Origin of the sequence: Aeromonas sp. s13, assembly GCF_040907905.1 — a bacterium.
Classification (GTDB): domain Bacteria; phylum Pseudomonadota; class Gammaproteobacteria; order Enterobacterales; family Aeromonadaceae; genus Aeromonas; species Aeromonas veronii.
Genome location: NZ_JBFOCS010000057.1, coordinates 1 through 18,764, shown reverse-complemented (window position 1 = coordinate 18,764; position 18,764 = coordinate 1). Strand labels below are relative to the sequence as shown.

20 protein-coding genes and 1 tRNA gene are annotated in these 18,764 nt (G+C 58.1%); 9 read left to right on the top strand and 12 right to left on the bottom strand.

The window, feature by feature from the left end:
- Positions 1-160: 160 nt before the first annotated feature.
- Positions 161-715, top strand: a complete 555-nt coding sequence (locus tag AB5Y82_RS10490; protein WP_069554407.1) for a GNAT family N-acetyltransferase — start codon at positions 161-163, stop codon at positions 713-715.
- Positions 715-1,266, top strand: coding sequence for a ribosomal protein S5-alanine N-acetyltransferase (gene rimJ / locus AB5Y82_RS10485; protein WP_159143033.1), 552 nt, complete (start codon positions 715-717; stop codon positions 1,264-1,266). Before AB5Y82_RS10490 ends, rimJ begins: the two co-directional genes overlap by 1 nt.
- Positions 1,267-1,328: 62 nt before the next feature.
- On the opposite strand, the gene AB5Y82_RS10480 is transcribed toward rimJ, so the two are convergent.
- The 3 genes from AB5Y82_RS10480 to AB5Y82_RS10470 all read right to left on the bottom strand — a co-directional run bounded on the left by AB5Y82_RS10480 (position 1,329) and on the right by AB5Y82_RS10470 (position 4,229).
- Entirely contained in the window at positions 1,329-1,577 is a 249-nt protein-coding gene (locus tag AB5Y82_RS10480) for a hypothetical protein (RefSeq protein ID WP_005340533.1), read from the bottom strand.
- Positions 1,578-1,886: 309 nt separating this feature from the next.
- Complete coding sequence (locus AB5Y82_RS10475; RefSeq protein ID WP_368173937.1) at positions 1,887-2,930, bottom strand: oxidoreductase; 1,044 nt, start codon at positions 2,928-2,930, stop codon at positions 1,887-1,889.
- 135 nt (positions 2,931-3,065) lie between these two features.
- Positions 3,066-4,229: a multidrug effflux MFS transporter gene (locus AB5Y82_RS10470; RefSeq protein ID WP_042053392.1), complete on the bottom strand. Its 1,164-nt coding sequence runs from the start codon at positions 4,227-4,229 to the stop codon at positions 3,066-3,068.
- A gap of 238 nt (positions 4,230-4,467) precedes the next feature.
- Between AB5Y82_RS10470 and rdgB the strand changes: the two genes are divergently transcribed.
- Positions 4,468-5,064 (top strand): RdgB/HAM1 family non-canonical purine NTP pyrophosphatase, encoded by a 597-nt coding sequence (gene rdgB, locus AB5Y82_RS10465; protein WP_005340539.1) that lies wholly within the window; start codon positions 4,468-4,470, stop codon positions 5,062-5,064.
- A gap of 90 nt (positions 5,065-5,154) precedes the next feature.
- Positions 5,155-6,300 carry a radical SAM family heme chaperone HemW gene (hemW, locus tag AB5Y82_RS10460; RefSeq protein WP_368173936.1) on the top strand — a complete coding sequence of 382 codons (1,146 nt, stop codon included), beginning with the start codon at positions 5,155-5,157 and terminating at the stop codon, positions 6,298-6,300.
- A 215-nt stretch (positions 6,301-6,515) separates the two neighbouring features.
- Here hemW and AB5Y82_RS10455 read toward each other — a convergent pair whose 3' ends face one another.
- The 3 genes from AB5Y82_RS10455 to zntR all read right to left on the bottom strand — a co-directional run bounded on the left by AB5Y82_RS10455 (position 6,516) and on the right by zntR (position 7,597).
- Entirely contained in the window at positions 6,516-6,716 is a 201-nt protein-coding gene (locus tag AB5Y82_RS10455) for an alternative ribosome-rescue factor A (RefSeq protein ID WP_144715055.1), read from the bottom strand.
- 46 nt (positions 6,717-6,762) lie between these two features.
- Entirely contained in the window at positions 6,763-7,014 is a 252-nt protein-coding gene (locus AB5Y82_RS10450) for a hypothetical protein (protein WP_144715057.1), read from the bottom strand.
- A gap of 130 nt (positions 7,015-7,144) precedes the next feature.
- Positions 7,145-7,597: a Zn(2+)-responsive transcriptional regulator gene (gene zntR / locus AB5Y82_RS10445; protein WP_041209144.1), complete on the bottom strand. Its 453-nt coding sequence runs from the start codon at positions 7,595-7,597 to the stop codon at positions 7,145-7,147.
- A 415-nt stretch (positions 7,598-8,012) separates the two neighbouring features.
- Here zntR and purH point away from each other — a divergent pair, with 415 nt between their 5' ends.
- From purH to AB5Y82_RS10425, 4 genes are all read left to right on the top strand, one after another.
- Positions 8,013-9,605: a bifunctional phosphoribosylaminoimidazolecarboxamide formyltransferase/IMP cyclohydrolase gene (gene purH, locus AB5Y82_RS10440; RefSeq protein ID WP_368173935.1), complete on the top strand. Its 1,593-nt coding sequence runs from the start codon at positions 8,013-8,015 to the stop codon at positions 9,603-9,605.
- Between the two features lie 114 nt (positions 9,606-9,719).
- Positions 9,720-11,006 carry a phosphoribosylamine--glycine ligase gene (gene purD / locus AB5Y82_RS10435; protein WP_368173934.1) on the top strand — a complete coding sequence of 429 codons (1,287 nt, stop codon included), beginning with the start codon at positions 9,720-9,722 and terminating at the stop codon, positions 11,004-11,006.
- Positions 11,007-11,283: 277 nt separating this feature from the next.
- Positions 11,284-11,658 carry a cytochrome b562 gene (locus AB5Y82_RS10430; protein ID WP_005349056.1) on the top strand — a complete coding sequence of 125 codons (375 nt, stop codon included), beginning with the start codon at positions 11,284-11,286 and terminating at the stop codon, positions 11,656-11,658.
- Entirely contained in the window at positions 11,639-12,193 is a 555-nt protein-coding gene (locus AB5Y82_RS10425) for a cytochrome b/b6 domain-containing protein (RefSeq protein WP_368173933.1), read from the top strand. Before AB5Y82_RS10430 ends, AB5Y82_RS10425 begins: the two co-directional genes overlap by 20 nt.
- A gap of 149 nt (positions 12,194-12,342) precedes the next feature.
- Here the strand turns inward: AB5Y82_RS10425 and AB5Y82_RS10420 are convergent.
- The 5 genes from AB5Y82_RS10420 to rpsU form a co-directional block, all read right to left on the bottom strand.
- Positions 12,343-12,419 (bottom strand) — tRNA-Ile (locus AB5Y82_RS10420).
- Positions 12,420-12,606: 187 nt separating this feature from the next.
- On the bottom strand, positions 12,607-14,502 hold the full coding sequence (gene rpoD / locus AB5Y82_RS10415; protein WP_263718854.1) for an RNA polymerase sigma factor RpoD: 1,896 nt from the start codon (positions 14,500-14,502) through the stop codon (positions 12,607-12,609).
- A gap of 183 nt (positions 14,503-14,685) precedes the next feature.
- On the bottom strand, positions 14,686-16,473 hold the full coding sequence (gene dnaG, locus AB5Y82_RS10410) for a DNA primase (RefSeq protein ID WP_111900991.1): 1,788 nt from the start codon (positions 16,471-16,473) through the stop codon (positions 14,686-14,688).
- A gap of 88 nt (positions 16,474-16,561) precedes the next feature.
- Positions 16,562-17,005, bottom strand: a complete 444-nt coding sequence (locus AB5Y82_RS10405; protein ID WP_005349081.1) for a GatB/YqeY domain-containing protein — start codon at positions 17,003-17,005, stop codon at positions 16,562-16,564.
- A gap of 15 nt (positions 17,006-17,020) precedes the next feature.
- On the bottom strand, positions 17,021-17,236 hold the full coding sequence (gene rpsU, locus AB5Y82_RS10400; protein WP_005309452.1) for a 30S ribosomal protein S21: 216 nt from the start codon (positions 17,234-17,236) through the stop codon (positions 17,021-17,023).
- Between the two features lie 179 nt (positions 17,237-17,415).
- Between rpsU and tsaD the strand changes: the two genes are divergently transcribed.
- A complete protein-coding gene (gene tsaD / locus AB5Y82_RS10395; protein WP_111900990.1) occupies positions 17,416-18,429 on the top strand; it encodes a tRNA (adenosine(37)-N6)-threonylcarbamoyltransferase complex transferase subunit TsaD in 1,014 nt (337 codons plus the stop codon).
- A 230-nt stretch (positions 18,430-18,659) separates the two neighbouring features.
- On the opposite strand, the gene AB5Y82_RS10390 is transcribed toward tsaD, so the two are convergent.
- Positions 18,660-18,764, bottom strand: a 105-nt coding sequence (locus tag AB5Y82_RS10390; RefSeq protein WP_219296089.1) for an integrase core domain-containing protein, incomplete at its 5' end; no start/stop codon positions are given.

Below are 18,764 nucleotides of genomic sequence, written 5' to 3'. Positions count from 1 at the left end.
GACACCTACCCTCCTCTTTTGAGGGAGGAGAGATCGTGCGCAGTCACCCTCTGCGAAGCCTGCCGGAGGAGGGCCGTAAAAGTGGCTGGCGCGGCCAGTGGCGATTGGCTACATTGGGTGCTGGCTTTCGATTTGATCACTGATTTGAAAGGAGAATCCCATGTTTTCATGGCAGTTGGACGACGAGCTTGCGCTGCTCTTCTTGCAGCCCGATATGGCGAGCGAACTGTTTGCCCTCTGCAATGACAACCGGGAGTACCTCTCCCAGTGGCTACCCTGGCCGCCACTGATCCAGCGCCCCGTTGACAGCGCCCTCTTCATTCGCAGTGCCATCGAGAAGTTCGCCCGGGGCGAGGGGCTCACCACCGCCATCGAGTATCAGGGGGAGGTGGTCGGCGTAATCGGTTACAACAGCATCGATCACGACCTTGGCAAGGTGGTCATCGGTTACTGGCTGGCGGAGCGCTGGCAGGGTAACGGCATCATCACCCGGGCCTGTCAGGCCCTGATCCACCACGCCTTCGAAGAGATGGGGATGGAGAAGGTGGAGATCAGCGCCGCCACCGATAACGAGCCCAGCAGAGCCGTCTGTGAGCGGCTCGGGATGCAGCTGGAGGGGGTGACCCGGCGCGCAGAGCGTCTGGGCAACCGGATTGTGGACCATACCCACTACAGCTTGCTGCGCGATGAGTGGTTAAGGCAGAGGGAGTCCTGATGGCGCTGCCACATATCAAGACGGCCCGCACCCACCTGACCATACTGTCGCCGGATCAGGCCCCCATGATGCTCGACTTCTACCGGCGCAACCGCGACCACCTTACCCCGTGGGAGCCGCTGCGCGACGAGCACTTCTACACCCTCTCTTACTGGCATGCCCGGCTGCAGGACAGCTACAGCCAGTTCTTCAACGGCACCGGCGTCAATCTGGTGGCCCTCGATCCGGCTGGCGAGCGGGTGATCGCCACCTGCAACTTCAGCAATATCCTGATGGGGGTCTTCAAGGCGTGTCATCTGGGCTATGCCATCGACCAGCAGCATCAGGGGCAGGGGGTGATGGGAGAGGTGCTGTCAGCCGCCATCGACTACCTGTTTCGGGAGCACGATCTGCATCGCATCATGGCTTGCTATATGCCTGCCAATCAGCGCAGTGGCGCCCTGCTGGAGCGGCTTGGCTTCGAGCGGGAGGGATTCGCGCGGGCGTATCTGATGATCAATGGCCGCTGGGAGGATCACATCCTCACCTCGCTGATTAATCCGGCCTCCTGAACGACAGATAAAAAAACGGGCCCGAAGTTGCCTTCGGACCCGTCTTCGAATGAGGTGCAGGCTTAGTTGGCCTTGGCATCGCTCACTGCAGCTTCAACCTTGGTAGCGGCTTCGGTAGCAGCTTTTTCTACGGTTGCAGTCGCTTCGGAGGTGGCCTTCTCTACGGTAGAGGTGGCTTCGCTAGCGGCTTTTTCTACAGTGGCAGCAACTTCGGCGGCAGGAGCAGCAGCAGGAGCGGCAGCTTTTTCTTCTTTCTGACCGCAAGCAGTCAACATCAGACCCAGGATACCGGCTACCAGTACTTTGTTCATGTGCATTCCCTCAAAAAAAGATGGAGAGATGGTCTGTGCAACCATCACAGCGCCCACCGTTGCCCGGTATTGAAACAAGAAGCCGGGAGGCAGCAGGCGGGCGCAATATAGCCCCATTAGTTACCGATGAAAACGGATATCACAATGACATTTTTTCGTGCCGTGGATAAAAAGCTCCACTGCAACGACTGATATCAATACAAGATGCCGTTAAATGATACTAATTGCACAATAAAGCACCACTTTGCTACCATCTTGTGGCGGTTTGACAAGGTCAAGGTTGGTCAAGCGCGGCCGAAGACCCGCACCTTAGTCAGACAGCTTCTGACAGGGCAGCCGTTTTCCCTCAAGGTGGCTCTGACGGGCCAGATCCAGCAGCGCCATCACCGCCAGCGCTTCACTTGCTGGCACCGGGTTGCTTCCCTCGCCCTTGATGGCGGCGCAGACACCGCGATAGTAGGCGCCATAATCCCCGGCCTCACCCACCACGCTCTGCTGCTGCAACTGACCATCGACAATGCGGCTGAGCTGACCGGGTTCACTATCCATGCCCCAATCCGCCGCCGGTGGCCGCTTGCCCAGCTTGAGCTGGTCTTCCTGCACATCCATACCGAATTTCACGAACGAACCCTGGTTGCCGTGGACGATGAAACGCGGCATGGTGGCCGAGACCAGACAGCTGCCATGCAGAATAACCCGCAGAGCACCGTAACCCAGCACCACATGGAAGTAGTCGTCCGCCAGTGCGCCGGGGCGCTGCTCGGCCAGATCGGCCTGCAACCAGTCCGGTTGGCCGAACAACTGCAATGCTTGATCTAGCACGTGAGGGCCGAGATCGAACCAGAGGCCGGAACCCGGGCCACCCNGCCAGCGCTGGCGCACCTCGGGGCGATAGCGATCGAAGTGGGATTCGAACTGGGCGATCTGTCCCAGCGTCCCCTCGGCAATCAAACGGCGCACGGTAAGGAAATCCCCGTCCCAACGGCGGTTGTGGAAGATGCTGAGCAGTCGCTGCTGCTTTTCGGCCAGTTCGACCAGTGCTTGCGCCTCGGCCAGATCCAGTGCAAAGGGCTTGTCGATCACCACATGTTTGCCTGCCAGTAGCGCCTGGCGGGCGAGGGGGGCATGGGTGTCGTTGGGGGTGGCGATCACCACCAGATCGACGGTCTCATCGCTTAGCACCTCCTCCAGTGAACCGACCCGGCAGTCGGGCAGATCGGCCTGCACCTTGGCGGCATCGCGACTCACCACCCAACTCAGGGACAAGCCCGGCGTGGTGGAGAGGAAGGGGGCGTGGAAGGTCTTGCCTGCAAAGCCATAGCCCACCAGGGCTGCGTTGAGAGTGTGGCTCATCGGGAGTTCTCCGCTGACATCGAGTGAGTGGGGTTGCCATCGCGGGCTCTCTGCCGGATGGCCATTCATTGTAAAGGCGATACAAACGAGAAGGGGGCCGATGGCCCCCTGAGTGTGCCCATCAGAGCACAGGATTTATTGCAAACACAAGCGGCGGCCGCGCCGAGTCATCAGCATCACCAGAGGCGGCAGCAGTAGCCACATATGCAGTGCCAGCTGGCTGAGCGGGTCGTGCATCAGGGCGCCGGTCAGACCAACCAGGGCGCCGGAGCCGCTCATCTGAAACAGGCCGAGCAGGGCCGCTGCGGTACCGGCGCAGTGGCCGAACGGTGCCAGCGCCATCCCGGCGGCAGCGCCCAGAATCATGGCAAAGCCGATGCTGGAGAGGAATACCGGCCCCATCATCGCCAGCGGATGTTCGATGTGCATGGCCAGAGTCAGGGTGATGGCCGAAAGCATCAACACCAGCAGGCCGATGCGCAGGGTGCGTCTTGGACCCACCTTGGCGATAAAGCGCGGCGCCATGAAGCAGGCCAGAATGTTGAGGGCGGCGTTGGCGGTAAACCAGTAGCTAAAGCCGCTCATATCGAGCCCCAGTTTCACCATCAGCTGCACCGGTGCGGCGGTGACATAAGCGAGGATCACCGCCATCGCCAGCATGCACAGCGCCGCGTTGAACAGGAAGCTGGGGGAGCGCAGTACCGGGCTGTAGCGAGACCAGCTGATGAGGGCGCCTTCGCTACGGGTCTCCTCCGGGCGGGTCTCCGGCATCCGCCACATCAACCAGCTGCCGACGATGAGCGCATAACCGGCCATAAACCAGAAGTTGGCAGACCAGCCCGCCTTGGCGGTGAGCCAGCCACCGAGCAGGGGCGCCAGCGCAGGAATAAAGCAGATGGCGCCATTGAGGTAGGAGATCATCTGACCGCTCTTTTTCGGGCCGTAGCTGTCACGCACCACCGAGAAGGCGGCGACCGAAGTAGCGCAGGCGCCGAAGCCCTGCAGCACCCGGGCCAGCATCAATTCGCCTAGGCTGGCGGCAAAACCGGCCCCTAGCGCGCTCAGGCCATAGAGCAGCACGCCGCCCAGCGCGATGGGCTTGCGACCGTAGCGATCGGCCAGCGGTCCGACTAGCAGTTGCCCCAGCCCCATGCTGAACAGGAACCAGGTGATAGTGCCCTGCATCAGAGTTACTTCGGCGCCTAGCTGCTCGGCCATCTGCGGAATGGCGGGCAGATAGATGTCGATAGCCAGCGGACTGAACAGCACCAGTAGTACGAGTAAAAGTATCAATGGCATCTGTCACCTCTTTAGTCAGCCAGGTTAATGAATTGGGGCGCGAGTCTACTGACTCACAGTAATGAATAGAAATGGTATTTAATCACTTTGGTTATTCCATTATGGAAACATGTATTAAAAAGCTGGTTATTCGATGGCGGCAAATCCCCCGTAACCCCATCACAGCGGGTGTAATTGACGCTTTTACTAAACGCTTGCGCCGCATAGAATGCGCAGATTATTTTTGCGGAGGTGCTCGATGAACAAGCTTGTCCTGGCAACAGGTAACCAGAAAAAGGTGAAGGAATTGGCCGCCATGCTGGCCGATATGAAGATCCAGGTGATCCCACAGAGCGAGTTTGCGGTCTCCGATGCCGATGAGACCGGCACCACCTTCGTCGAGAATGCCATCATCAAGGCCCGCCACGCCGCCCGCATTACCGGTCTGCCCGCCGTGGCCGATGATTCCGGTCTGGAAGTCGATCTGCTGCAAGGGCGCCCCGGCGTCTACTCCGCCCGCTTTGCCGGTGTGGGTGCTGGCGACAAGGCCAACATCGAGAAGCTGCTCGGTGAGCTGCAAGGTGCCCCCGAGTATCTGAAGAGCGCCCGCTTCTGGTGTGTGCTGGTCTATATGCGCCACGCCGACGATCCCACTCCCATCATCTGTCAGGCGAGCTGGGAAGGGATGATCATCGACGAGCCGCGCGGTCAACATGGCTTTGGCTATGACCCGGTATTCTTCGTGCCGGATCACGACTGCACCGCCGCCCAGATGCCCGCCGAGCTGAAGAACCAGCTGAGCCATCGCGGTCAGGCGCTGGCCAAGCTCAAAGCGGCGCTGGCTGCGGCGCACTGAGTCACTTCGCCACCTTGTCGGTTACACACGGTCAATTACACATAGTCATCTACAATGGGGGCCTTGAGCCCCCGTTTTATTGGAAGCCCCATGCTGCAACTGCCGCCGCTCTCTCTCTATATTCATGTGCCCTGGTGCGTCCAGAAGTGCCCTTATTGTGACTTCAACTCCCATGCCCAGAAGGGGGAGTTGCCTCACCTCGAATATGTCGCCGCCCTGCTGGAGGATCTGGATCAGGATCTGAAGTGGGCGCAGGGGCGGCCGATCTCCTCGATCTTTATCGGCGGCGGCACCCCCAGCCTGTTGACGGTGGAGGCGATGCAAACCTTGCTGGACGGGGTACGGGCCCGCATTCCGCTCACCGCAGATTGCGAGATCACCATGGAGGCCAACCCGGGCACGGTGGAGGCGGAGAAGTTCGCCGGTTTCCAGCGCGCCGGCATCAACCGTATCTCCATCGGGGTGCAGAGCTTTCAGCAGGAGAAGCTCACCCGCCTCGGCCGCATTCACGGCCCGGAAGAGGCGCGCAAGGCCGCCGCACTGGCCCATGCCATCAAGTTGCCTACCTTCAATCTGGATCTGATGCACGGTCTGCCGGATCAGAGTCTGGACGATGCCCTTTATGACCTGCAGCAGGCGATCGACTGCGCCCCGCCGCACCTCTCCTGGTATCAGCTTACCATAGAGCCGAACACGGCCTTTGCCTCCAAACCGCCCAAGCTGCCGGAAGATGACACTCTGTGGGACATCTACGAGCAGGGTCACGCCATGCTCACCGCCAGCGGTTATCGCCAGTACGAGATCTCGGCTTACGCCAAAGAGGGCTACCAGTGCCATCACAACCTTAACTACTGGCGCTTTGGTGACTATCTGGGGATCGGCTGTGGCGCCCACGGCAAGGTGACCGATCTTGCGGATCAGCAGATCCTGCGCACCGCCAAGGTGAAGCATCCGAAAGGATATCTGGACAAGAGTCGCCCCTATCTGGACGAGCAGTGGCAGGTGACGGCAGACGATCTGCCGCTCGAATACTTTATGAACCGCTTCCGCCTGTTTGAACCGGCCCCCAAGGCGGAGTTCGAGGCCTATACCGGCCTGCCGCTGGAGCGGGTGGAGACGGTGCTGACCATTGCCCAAAGCAAGGAGCTGATCGAGGATCTGGGAGATAGCTGGCAGCTCACTTCTCTCGGCCATCGCTATCTGAACGTATTGCTCGAACTCTTTATGGATGAGTGAAAACGGGTTCGCGATCTGGCTGCGAAGCCGTGATCAAGGTTCATGCGCTGCTCGGAAGCCTCACGTATGTCTATACGCTCCGGTTCCTGCGCGGCTCTTCACCTTGCTGACAGCTTCTCGCGACAGGTCGTGAGCCTGTTTTGGCTAACCGTGTTTCGAGATAACAATCAGGGCGCCAATGGCGCCCTGATTGTTTATGGTCGGTAGAAGCCCGCTCAGCAGCAGACGCTGATCATCTGCTGTTGGCCGGGCTCCCACCGCTTGCCAAATTTGGCCTTGCGCTGGTAACTTCCCTTGCCCTTCTTGTTGCGCTCGACCCGGCTGCGAAACAGCGGATCGGAGAGCAGGGCGTGCAGATGGTTATCCTTTATCTCGCCGCGCTGATGGGCATAGATGATATCGGTAGTTTCATTCATCTGTTTATTTCTGTTCTTAGTCACAACTAATCCTCATTGGTTTTGCCTACTTAAACTTCTTCAAAAACCAGCGTTTAGTGTCTGCTACTTGAACCACTACACCTTCATTTTCTAAGAGTCCCAGTAACGTTCTTGAAATATGGCCCTCATGCCCCACATGTCCGCCATAAATGCCTAACGAACGACCCAGTTCTGCATTCGTGAGCCCAGTATCACCTGATGCTTCAAGGGCTAAATAAACTGCACTTTTTAAATCAGCAATTGCAGATTGAGCTAACTGATAAGCTTGAGCATTCATCTATTTCATAACCCTTAGTTAAAGAGACTTTGCATTTGGCAAAGATCTCGATTTTTGATTGCGGAAGAGGTTAAAAACGCGGCGATTTTGTCACCAAATAGCCGCTGGAGCAATGAGCGGGCTGGTGCCGTCAGCCAACGTGGTCATGCTCATCGTGGTTATGATGCTCGTGATGAGCGGGTGCTCCCGACTCCAGCGTTTCCAGAATGGCGCAGTGCTCCGCCGAGCGGGGGCCGCCGCAGCAGATATTAGAGAGCTCGCGCAGGTTGTCGCGAAAGCGGGTCAGTTCGATGATCTTCTGCTCCACCTGGGCCAGCTTGGTGTCAGCTACCGCTTTTACCTCCTGACAGGTGACTTTGGCCTTGTTGGTATCGAGATCGAGCAGCTCGCCGATATCGGCCAGCGAGAAGCCCACCGACTTGGCGCGAATGATGAACTCCAGCCGCCGCTTGTCCTGTTCACTGTAGAGGCGGTAGCCGGATTCGTTGCGGATCCCCGGTGAGATAAGCCCGTTCTTCTCGTAAAAACGCAGGGTATCTGCCTTGACCCCGCACGCCTTGGCCAGTTCACCGATCCGATACATGCTCTCTCTCCACTTGAATGTATGCCGCCACAAAAACCGGAATCCACTATCACCCCTTTGCCCATGGATTGCCAGCCAAGGGCATAAAAGGGGCAGATAAACATCTCCTGGCGACCCTTTTTCCCATAAAACACTGAAAGTGAAAACGTTTCGAGAAAATCAAGTGGAAAACGTTTAACGCCGCGCCAAATAAGGCTTTGCCGTTTCAAAAAATCCACCACAGGTCACATTTTTTGTGTAGAATACGCGCCCATAACAGAGCGCCGCACCAAGCGGGCATTTCCTAAAACGCTTTTGCCGGATGTCGGGGCGAGAGTGGTTTGCGAAATCCCCCACTTCCATTTATTTGGGGACTCTCTGTGTTGAGCCTCGCCTCCCATGGAACGGTCCCCGTTATGTTGAGGACGATAGTGTGATGGAACAAGCTCGACCCATTCGCCGTGCACTGCTGAGTGTGTCTGACAAAACTGGCATTCTGGAATTTGCCAAGGCACTCAACGAGCGTGGTGTTGCCCTGCTCTCCACGGGCGGTACCGCCAAGCTGCTTGGCGAGGCGGGTCTGCCGGTGACCGAGGTCTCCGACTACACGGGTTTCCCTGAAATGATGGATGGCCGGGTCAAGACCCTGCATCCCAAGGTTCATGGCGGCATCCTCGGCCGTCGGGATCAGGATGACGCCATCATGGCCCAGCACGCTATCTCCCCCATCGACATGGTTGTCGTCAACCTCTACCCCTTTGCTGCCACCGTGGCCAAAGCGGGCTGCACCCTGGCGGATGCGGTCGAGAACATCGACATCGGCGGCCCAACCATGGTGCGTTCTGCTGCCAAAAACCACAAAGATGTTGCTATCGTCGTCAAAGCTGCTGACTATGATCGGGTTATTCGCGAGATGGATGCCAACGGCAACAGCCTGAAACTGGCGACCCGTTTCGATCTGGCCATCGCAGCCTTCGAGCACACCGCCGCCTACGACGGCATGATCGCCAACTACTTCGGCACCATGGTTCCTTCCTACGGTGACAACAAGGAGGGTGACGAGGAGTCCCGTTTCCCGCGCACCTTCAACAGCCAGTTCATCAAGAAGCAGGACATGCGTTACGGCGAAAACAGCCATCAGGCAGCCGCCTTCTACGCCGAAGAGCATGCCGCTCCGGGTTCTGTCTCCAGCGCTACCCAGTTGCAGGGCAAGGCGCTCTCCTACAACAACATCGCCGATACCGATGCGGCGCTGGAGTGTGTTAAGGAGTTCGACGAGCCGGCCTGCGTCATCGTTAAGCATGCCAACCCCTGCGGTGTGGCCATCGGTAGCGACCTGCTGAGTGCCTACGATCGCGCCTACCAGACCGACCCCACCTCCGCCTTCGGCGGCATCATCGCCTTCAACCGTGAGCTGGATGGTGCCACTGCGGCAGCCATCGTGGCCCGCCAGTTTGTCGAAGTGATCATCGCCCCGACCGTCAGCCAAGCAGCCCGTGATGCGGTCGCCGCCAAGCAGAACGTGCGTCTGCTCGAATGCGGTCAGTGGACGGCACCGGCGCAAGGCTTTGACCTCAAGCGCGTCAACGGCGGCCTGCTGGTACAGGAGCGGGATCTCGGCATGGTGACGCTGGGTGACCTGACCGTGGTCAGCAAGCGCCAGCCGACCGAGGCCGAGCTGCAGGATCTGCTGTTCTGCTGGAAAGTGGCCAAGTTCGTCAAATCCAACGCCATTGTCTACGCCAAAGATGGCCAGACCATCGGCGTCGGTGCAGGCCAGATGAGCCGTGTTTATTCGGCCAAAATCGCCGGTATCAAGGCGGCGGACGAAGGGCTGACCGTGGCGGGCTCCGTGATGGCCTCCGATGCCTTCTTCCCGTTCCGCGACGGTATCGATGCTGCCGCTCAGGCTGGTATCTCCTGCGTGATCCAGCCGGGTGGCTCGATGCGCGATCAGGAGGTGATCGATGCCGCCGACGAACACGGTATGTGCATGGTCTTCACCAACATGCGCCATTTCCGTCATTGATGGGTCAGGGGCTGCCGATGGCGGCCCTTTTGTTGTCTCTTTTCAACTGACTATTTCCGCTGACTGACGGCCCGGGTGGCCGTCCAGTGACCACAAATAGAAGCGAGCGATACGATGAAAGTACTGATCATTGGCAACGGTGGCCGCGAACACGCCCTGGCCTGGAAGGCCAAACACTCCCCACTGGTACGTCACGTTTTTGTGGCGCCGGGCAATGCGGGCACCCAGCTTGAGCCGGGTGTCGAGAACGTTGCCATCGAGGCGACCGATATCGAAGGGCTGCTGGCCTTTGCCAAAGAGAAGCAGGTCGGCCTCACCATCGTCGGGCCGGAAGCGCCGCTGGTGAAAGGGGTGGTGGATGCCTTCCGCGCTGCCGGTCAGCCGATCTTTGGCCCGACCGCTGCCGCTGCCCAGCTGGAAGGCTCCAAGGCTTTCACCAAGGATTTCCTGGCCCGTCACGCCATTCCGACCGCCGAGTACCAGAACTTCACCGAAGTGGAGCCTGCGCTCGACTACTTGCGCGAGAAGGGGGCCCCCATCGTCATCAAGGCCGATGGTCTGGCGGCAGGCAAGGGGGTGATTGTCGCCATGACCTTGCAGGAAGCGGAAGACGCGGTGCGCGACATGCTCTCCGGCAATGCCTTTGGCGAAGCGGGCTCCCGGGTGGTGATTGAGGAGTTTCTGGAGGGTGAAGAGGCGAGCTTCATCGTCATGGTCGATGGCGAGCACGTACTGCCGATGGCCACCAGTCAGGATCACAAGCGGGTTGGCGATGGTGATACCGGCCTCAACACCGGCGGCATGGGGGCTTACTCCCCGGCGCCTGTGGTGACCGCCGAGGTACATCGACGCGTGATGGAGCAGGTGATCATGCCGACCGTGCGCGGCATGGCGGCCGAAGGCAATGTCTACACCGGTTTCCTCTACGCCGGTCTGATGATCGACGGTGCAGGCAATCCCAAGGTGATCGAGTTCAACTGCCGTTTCGGCGATCCCGAGACCCAGCCCATCATGCTGCGGATGCAGTCCGATCTGGTGGAGCTCTGTCTGGCCGCTTGCGCAGGCAAGCTGGATCAGAAAGAGGCCATCTATGATCCCCGCGCCGCTATCGGCGTGGTGTTGGCGGCGGGAGGCTATCCTGGCGATTACAGCACCAACCACCCCATCAGCGGCTTGCCGGTGGATGAGGTGGCGGGTGAGAAGGTGTTCCATGCCGGTACCCGCCTGGAGGGCGATACCAGCCTGACTGCTGGCGGCCGCGTGTTGTGCGCCACCGCCCTCGGCCACACAGTGGCAGAAGCCCAGCAGCGTGCCTATCAGCTCGCTGGCCGCATCAAGTGGGATGGCGTCTTCTACCGCAAGGATATCGGCTGGCGCGCCATTGCTCGCGAACAGGAGTAACTGACGCAAGCCATTGGCCAGCTGATTCAGACCCCGCTACGGCGGGGTTTTTTGTCCCTGTTTACCGCTTTCAACCATCCTCATGGTGCGCGTCACCGGCGTTCAATCAGTTACCAAGCGCAAACAAGCGCGGCATATCTGTCACTATTTGCCACAAAAAACAGCATTTTTCACAAACGTTTCACCATGAGTCATGGCATCATGCTGGTGATGAATTCTTGTTTGGATTCATAAGTACCCCTAACAATTCGAGCATGTCGTTAAATAAGGAAATCCCATGTTGAAAACCGTCCGTCCCCTGCTGCTGCCCCTGATGTTTGGCCTGATGACCCTGCCTGCCGTGGCGGGCGATCTGGAACAGCCGATGAAGAAGATTGGCTTCAACTACAAACAGGCCGTCAAGGCTGATGATGCAGCCACCATGGAGAAGCACATCAACGAGATGAAGGCCCAGCTGGACGTGGCCAAGCAGAAGAACATGCCGGCCGCCAAGAAAGAGAAATTTCTTGAAGGGATGAATGAGGTACAGACCGAGCTGGACGCCAGCCTGGCCGCACTCAAGGCGGGTGATGAGGCCAAGGCGCGCGAACATCTGGCCAAGGTCAACGACCTGAAGAAGGAGTACCACAAATATGCCAAGCAAAAAGGGTGAGTCCTTTCGCTGGGATCCGCTGGTTCGCCTGACCCATTGGGGCTTGGCGGCGGTCTGCATCGGCAACCTCTGGGTTAACGAAGCGGGGGAGGAGTGGCACGAGTGGCTGGGTTACGGCGCCATTGGGCTGGTCTCCTTGCGTCTGCTCTGGGGGCTTACTTTTGCCCGTGGCTACGCTCGCCTTGGTGCCCTCATCCCCAGTGGTGAGGATTTTCGCCAGCAAGCGCGCGAGATGCGTGAGCGGCAGCCTCCGGCACCGGGTCATCACGGTAGCGGCAAGCTGGCCGTGTGGGCGCTCTGGCTGGTTGTGCTGGCCACTGCTGGCAGCGGCTGGTTTCAAAATACCGAGACGGGATTTGAACTGGGGGCTGACGAGTGGCATGAGTGGTGCGTGGTGGCGCTGCAGGGACTGATTGGTCTGCATCTGCTGGCCATCGTCTTCACCTCCTGGCGTCAGCGCAGCAATCTGGTTACCCGGATGCTACCCGCCGGGCGTCGCTCATCCATCCAGAGCGGCAGCAATGAGCAAACCTGAGGCTCAGCATTAGGCTCCTTGTCTCTGAGTGAGGCGCCTGATCCGGACCCTGCCCAGACCCGCCCATGGCGGGTCTTTTCTATGACCTCATCGAGCTCATCACAGGGCATTGCAAAAAGGCCGCTCATCATGAGCGGCCTTTTCTAATTTGGTGGCCCCTGGGGGACTTGAACCCACGACCAATCGATTATGAGTCGACTGCTCTGACCAACTGAGCTAAGGGGCCAAATTGTGCGTTTAGCGGCGTGGATTATAGGGGAAGAGGAAAGGGCAGTCTATAGGCATATCAACCACTTGGCGACTAATTGTCCAGCTTGATTGAGGGCGAAAAGAGGGTTGCAAGGGTAAATGCCAGACAAAACAAAGCCCCGCATGGCGGGGCTTTGGCAGAGCAGTTTGACACAGGGTCAGGACTATTCGTCCAGGAAGCTGCGCAGCACTTCCGAGCGGCTCGGGTGGCGCAGTTTACGCAGTGCCTTGGCTTCGATCTGACGAATACGCTCACGGGTAACGTCGAACTGTTTGCCCACTTCCTCTAGGGTGTGGTCAGTGTTCATGTCGATACCGAAACGCATCCGCAGTACCTTGGCTTCGCGGGCGGTCAGGCCAGCCAGCACTTCGCGGGTGGCGTTGCGCAGGCTTTCGCTGGTCGCCGCATCCGCTGGCAGAGCCAGGGTGGTATCTTCGATAAAGTCGCCCAAGTGGGAATCTTCATCATCACCGATGGGCGTCTCCATGGAGATAGGCTCTTTGGCGATCTTCAGTACCTTGCGGATCTTGTCTTCCGGCATGCCCATGCGCATGGCCAGCTCTTCCGGGTTCGGTTCACGCCCCATCTCCTGCAGCATCTGACGGGAGATTCTGTTGAGCTTGTTTATGGTCTCGATCATGTGTACCGGGATACGGATGGTACGGGCCTGGTCCGCGATGGAGCGGGTAATAGCCTGACGGATCCACCAGGTTGCATAGGTCGAGAACTTGTAGCCACGACGGTATTCAAACTTGTCTACCGCCTTCATCAGACCGATGTTGCCCTCCTGGATCAGATCCAGGAACTGCAGACCGCGGTTGGTGTACTTCTTGGCGATAGAGATAACCAGACGCAAGTTGGCCTCAACCATCTCTTTCTTCGCACGGCGGGCTTTGGCCTCACCGATGCTCATGCGACGGTTGATATCCTTGATCTGAGCAATCGACAGACCGGTCTCTTCTTCAATCTGCTGCAGCTTGCCGATGGCGCGCTGGATATCCTCGTCCATTTCAACCAGACGAGGAGACCAGGCTTTGCCAGCCTGCTTCTGGTATTCGAACCAGGCAGTTTCACACTCGTTGTTGGTGAAGGCCGCGACGAAGGTTTTCTTCGGCATCTTGGCCTGCTCAACGCAGAGCTTCATGATGATGCGTTCCTGCACGCGGACGCGCTCCATCATTTCACGCATGTTGTTGACCAGGCGATCGAACTGCTTGGGCATCAGGCGGAATTGACGGAATACATCGGCCAGCTGGGCGATGGCGGCCTGGGTATCTTCGTGCGCGCGACCATTCTTCTGAATGGAGAGGCGGGTCACTTCATACTGGGCACGCAGTTCACCAAACTTCTCGCGAGCGACTTCCGGATCCGGACCACCGTCACCGTCGTCGTCAGAGCTGTCGCCATCTTCATCTTCGTCTTCTTCGTCTTCTTCATCTTCATCGGCCAGATCGTCTTCGCCGAGCTCGGAACCGATATGCGTGGCGGTAGGCGCCATATCTTCAGTTTCGTTCGGGTCAATAAAGCCAGAGATGATGTCAGAGAGACGCAGCTGCTCGGCTTCGTACTTGTCGTACTGTTCGAGCAGGTAAGTAATTGCTTCAGGGTACTCGGCTACGGAGCTTTGTACCTGGTTGATACCGTCTTCGATCCGCTTGGCGATGTCGATTTCGCCTTCACGGGTCAGCAGTTCGACGGTACCCATTTCCCGCATGTACATGCGGACGGGATCGGTCGTGCGACCAATCTCAGATTCAACAGATGCCAGAGCCTGGGCCGCTGCTTCGGCAGCGTCCTCATCGGCGGTACCACCTTCAGCCATGATAAGGTCATCGGCATCCGGAGCGTTTTCAACCACTTGAATGCCCATATCGTTGATCATCTGAATGATGTCTTCGATCTGGTCTGAATCGACAATGTCTTGCGGGAGGTGATCGTTCACCTCGGCATAGGTCAGGTAGCCCTGTTCTTTACCTTTGGCAACGAGGAGTTTAAGCTGAGACTGCGGGGTTTGCTCCATAGAACTCATCCGGTTGGTGTTGCTAGGTTGCGCGTACAGTGCGCTGCTGCGCAAATAGCCAATTCTAATAGAAAACCGCCAGACATGCTATGTCTGGTTGCGGCGTCGGTCATGAGAAACCCCTGCCCGCAGTATTGTCGGGGCCAGGCGGTTATAAAAAATTTGCTTTTCATCCCGTCGATTCGGGCAACGTTATCCATATTGGGACTAATCACTCAAATATCAAGCCCCACTCTCATTTCTTTTCTCAATTTGCACCTCTCTTATCAGCATCATCAGCTCTTGGGTTTCTTCGGAGCTTAGTCCTTCCTGAGCCACTTTGGCCTGCAATTCTTCGATCCGCTGTTTCAGAAACTGGTTGATGAAGCCGACGAAGGTGTCCTGCAATTCTCCCAGAATATCCGGCTCCTGATCGAGTTTGATCTCCTCGAACAGGTCGTGCATGGCCAGCTGAGCAAGGATCTCTCCCTCCTTGGTACCACGCCAGTGTTCCAGCAGGATACCGGTTGTGATACTAGGCTGTGCCAGGATCTGCTGGTGCAGTTGCAGCAGGAACTTGATGCCCTGTACGCGTAGTCCGGCCAATTCCGGCATGGGGGGAAGCTCAGCCGTTACTGCCGGATATTGCACCATCAGTGCCAGCGCACGCCGCAGTGGCGTCAGCTTGGCTGCCTTGGGTTTGTTGACCTCGGCCTTGGGCTGACTGTTGCGGGCAAAGAGCTCGGCGATGCGTTGTTTGTTCTCGCCCCAGCGCATCATGCTGGAGAGACGAGTGATCAGCCCTTCGCGGGTAAACCCTTCCGGTACGCGACGAATAAGCTCGGCGGCCTTGTTGGCCACTTCGAACTTGCCTGCCTCACCGGAGAGCGCCGCATCCCGGCCGAGACGCTCGAACATGAAGTCGGCGAACGGTTGGGCTTCATCGAGCAGGGCTTCAAAACCCTCCTTGCCGATCTGGCGCACCAGAGAGTCGGGATCCTCGCCATCGGGCAGGAACACGAACTTCAGCTCGCGGCCATCCTGCAGATGAGGGAGGGCATTATCCAGCGCGCGCCAGGCGGCTTCACGACCGGCATTGTCACCGTCGTAGCAGCAGACCACCTCGGCAGTGGTGCGAAACAGGGTGTGGATATGGTCGCTGGTGGTCGCAGTGCCCAGTGCCGCCACTGCATAGTCGATGTCGTACTGACCGAGTGCCACCACATCCATGTAGCCTTCCACCACCAGGATCCTGCGTGGATCCTTGTGTGCCTGCTTTACTTCGTAGAGACCGAACAGCTCCCGCCCTTTATGGAAGATGGGGGTCTCCGGCGAGTTCAGGTACTTGGGGGTGCCATCACCGAGCACCCGGCCACCGAAACCGATGACCCGGCCACGCTTGTCGCGGATCGGGAACATGATGCGATCGCGGAAACGGTCATAGCTGCCCGGGCCATTGTCACGGGTGATCAGCATGCCGCCCGAGATAAGCAGCTGTTCGTGATCCCGGCTGGCGCCGAAGCGGCGGCGTACCTGATCCCAGTCACTTGGGGCATAACCGATGTTGAAGCGCTTGACTACTTCGCCGGTCAGACCGCGCCCTTTGAGGTACTCCACCGCGTGGGGGGCACTCTTGAGATTGCTCTCGTAGAAGCGGGCTATCTGGTTCATCAGCTCGAACAGATCCTTGCTGACGGCGGGCTGGCTATTGGCCGAGCCGCCGATGCTCTGCTCGCGAGGTACCTGCATGCCTTGCATGCTGGCGAGCTCTTCGATGGCATCGGGAAATTCGAGACCGTCGTACTCCATGACAAAGCCGATGGCATTGCCATGGGCGCCACAACCGAAACAGTGGTAGAACTGCTTCTCCTGGCTGACGGTAAAAGAGGGGCTTTTTTCGTTATGAAAAGGGCAGCAAGCCTGGTAGTTCTTACCGGCTTTTTTCAGCCGCACTCGCGAGTCGATCAGCTCGACTATGTCTGTGCGTACGAGCAGATCGTCGATAAAGGATTGTGGGATCCTGCCTGCCATAACCGTCCTGTTTCATTGCGGAGAAAATAAAAAAGCCGCGCATTCCAAGGGAAGCACGGCTTCTTCGACCAAACAAGAGAGTTGCCTGTTACGCCAAGCGGGTTTTCACCTGAGCACTGACGGCGCCGACATCGGCACGCCCCTGAATTTTCGGCTTCAAGACAGCCATGACCTTGCCCATATCAGCCATGACGGCAGCACCACTTTCAGTGATGGCTTGCTCGATCAGGGCAGCAATTTCATCTGCGGTCAGCTGTTGCGGCAGGAATTCCTGCAACACAACGATCTCGGCGGACTCTTTGTCGGCGAGATCCTGGCGACCGGCAGCTTCAAATTGGCTGATGGAATCGCGGCGCTGTTTGACCATTTTGGTCACGACAGCGAGGATATCCTCATCATTCAGCTCGATACGGGTATCGACTTCACGTTGCTTGATTTCTGCCATCAACAAGCGGATCGCTCCCAGACGTGCCTTATCTTTGGCAAGCATGGCGAGTTTTTGCTGATCCTTGAGTTGATCCTTCAGAGACACGGCAATATCTCCCGATTAGTACAGGCGGATACGACGTGCGTTTTCGCGAGACAGCTTCTTGGCGTGACGCTTTACAGCAGACGCTTTGGCGCGCTTACGAATGGTAGTCGGCTTCTCGTAGAACTCACGGCTACGAACTTCGGACAGGATACCGGCTTTTTCGCAAGAACGCTTGAAACGACGCAGAGCAACGTCAAACGGCTCATTTTCACGGACTTTGATTACTGGCATGTGCCTTTCACCTCAGTGATAAATTGTTAGCTGATCTTCAATCGATCAGCATGTCTTAAAATGGTGCGAAATTATACTCTGGACAGGGAATGAAAGTAAACCCGCAGAGATCGCTCTGGTTTAAAAAACCCGCGAAGGTTACCATAGCCGTCTCATTTTAGCAGTGAAATTTTTTAGCAATGCGTGTATTGGGCATAGAGACATCCTGTGACGAAACCGGGATCGCGATCTTCGACGATCAAAAAGGGATCCTTTCCCATCAGTTATACAGCCAGGTCAAGCTGCATGCGGACTACGGTGGCGTTGTCCCCGAGCTCGCCAGCCGGGATCATGTTCGCAAGACGATCCCGTTGATCCAGGCCGCATTGCAAGAGGCGGGACTGGGCAAAGATGACATCGACGGCATCGCGTATACCGCGGGTCCGGGTCTGGTTGGCGCCATTCTGGTGGGGGCGACCATTGGTCGTTCGCTGGCGATGGCATGGAACAAGCCTGCTATCGCCGTCCACCATATGGAAGGCCACCTGCTGGCTCCCATGCTGGAAGAAAAGGCCCCCGAGTTCCCCTTCGTGGCGCTGCTGGTCTCCGGTGGTCACTCCATGCTGGTGCGGGTCGACGGTATCGGCAGCTATCAGCTGCTGGGGGAATCCATCGACGATGCCGCTGGCGAAGCGTTCGACAAGACCGCCAAGCTGATGGGGCTGGACTATCCGGGGGGGCCGCTGCTCTCCCGTCTGGCCGAGAAGGGCACTACCGGGCGCTTCCACTTCCCCCGTCCCATGACTGACCGTCCCGGGCTCGACATGAGCTTCTCCGGCCTCAAGACCTTCACCGCCAACACCATCGCCGCCAATGGTGATGATGAGCAGACCCGTGCCGATATCGCTCGGGCGTTTGAAGATGCTGTGGTCGATACCCTGGCCATCAAGTGCCGTCGTGCCTTGAAAGAGACCGGTCTTAAGCGTCTGGTGGTTGCTGGCGGCGTCAGTGCCAATCGTCATCTGCGAGCCCAGCTGGCCGAGCTGATGGAGAGCCTCCAGGGCGAGGTGTTCTATCCCCGCACTGAATATTGCACCGATAACGGCGCCATGATCGCTTACGCCGGTATGCAACGCCTGAAAGCGGGCGTGTTCGAACCACTGGCGGTCAAAGCCGTGCCGCGCTGGCCGCTGGATACCTTGGATCCGGTCTGATCCGACGGATCCCGCCTTCTGGCGTGGTGATGAGTACCATGGTGGCCTGCGGCTCCTGCAATCAGGCTGCGGCGGTTATAGCGCTGTTGGCACGCTGTTGCTTTGTCTGCTGTCGCCGTGGTTGAGCCATCCGGATAAGAGGTCAGGTCTCTTGCTGCCAGACAGCCAAGCACAGAGTAAATGTCTAGTCCTGAAATAGGTTTACACATTTTCAACTAGCATTTCTCTACTCAGAACCCCCTATGTACTGCATCGGGGGTTCTGTATTTCAACGCATGATGCGGCCGCTCCGCGTTGTAAATATCCACCGCTTCACGCACCATTTCCCGCGCTTG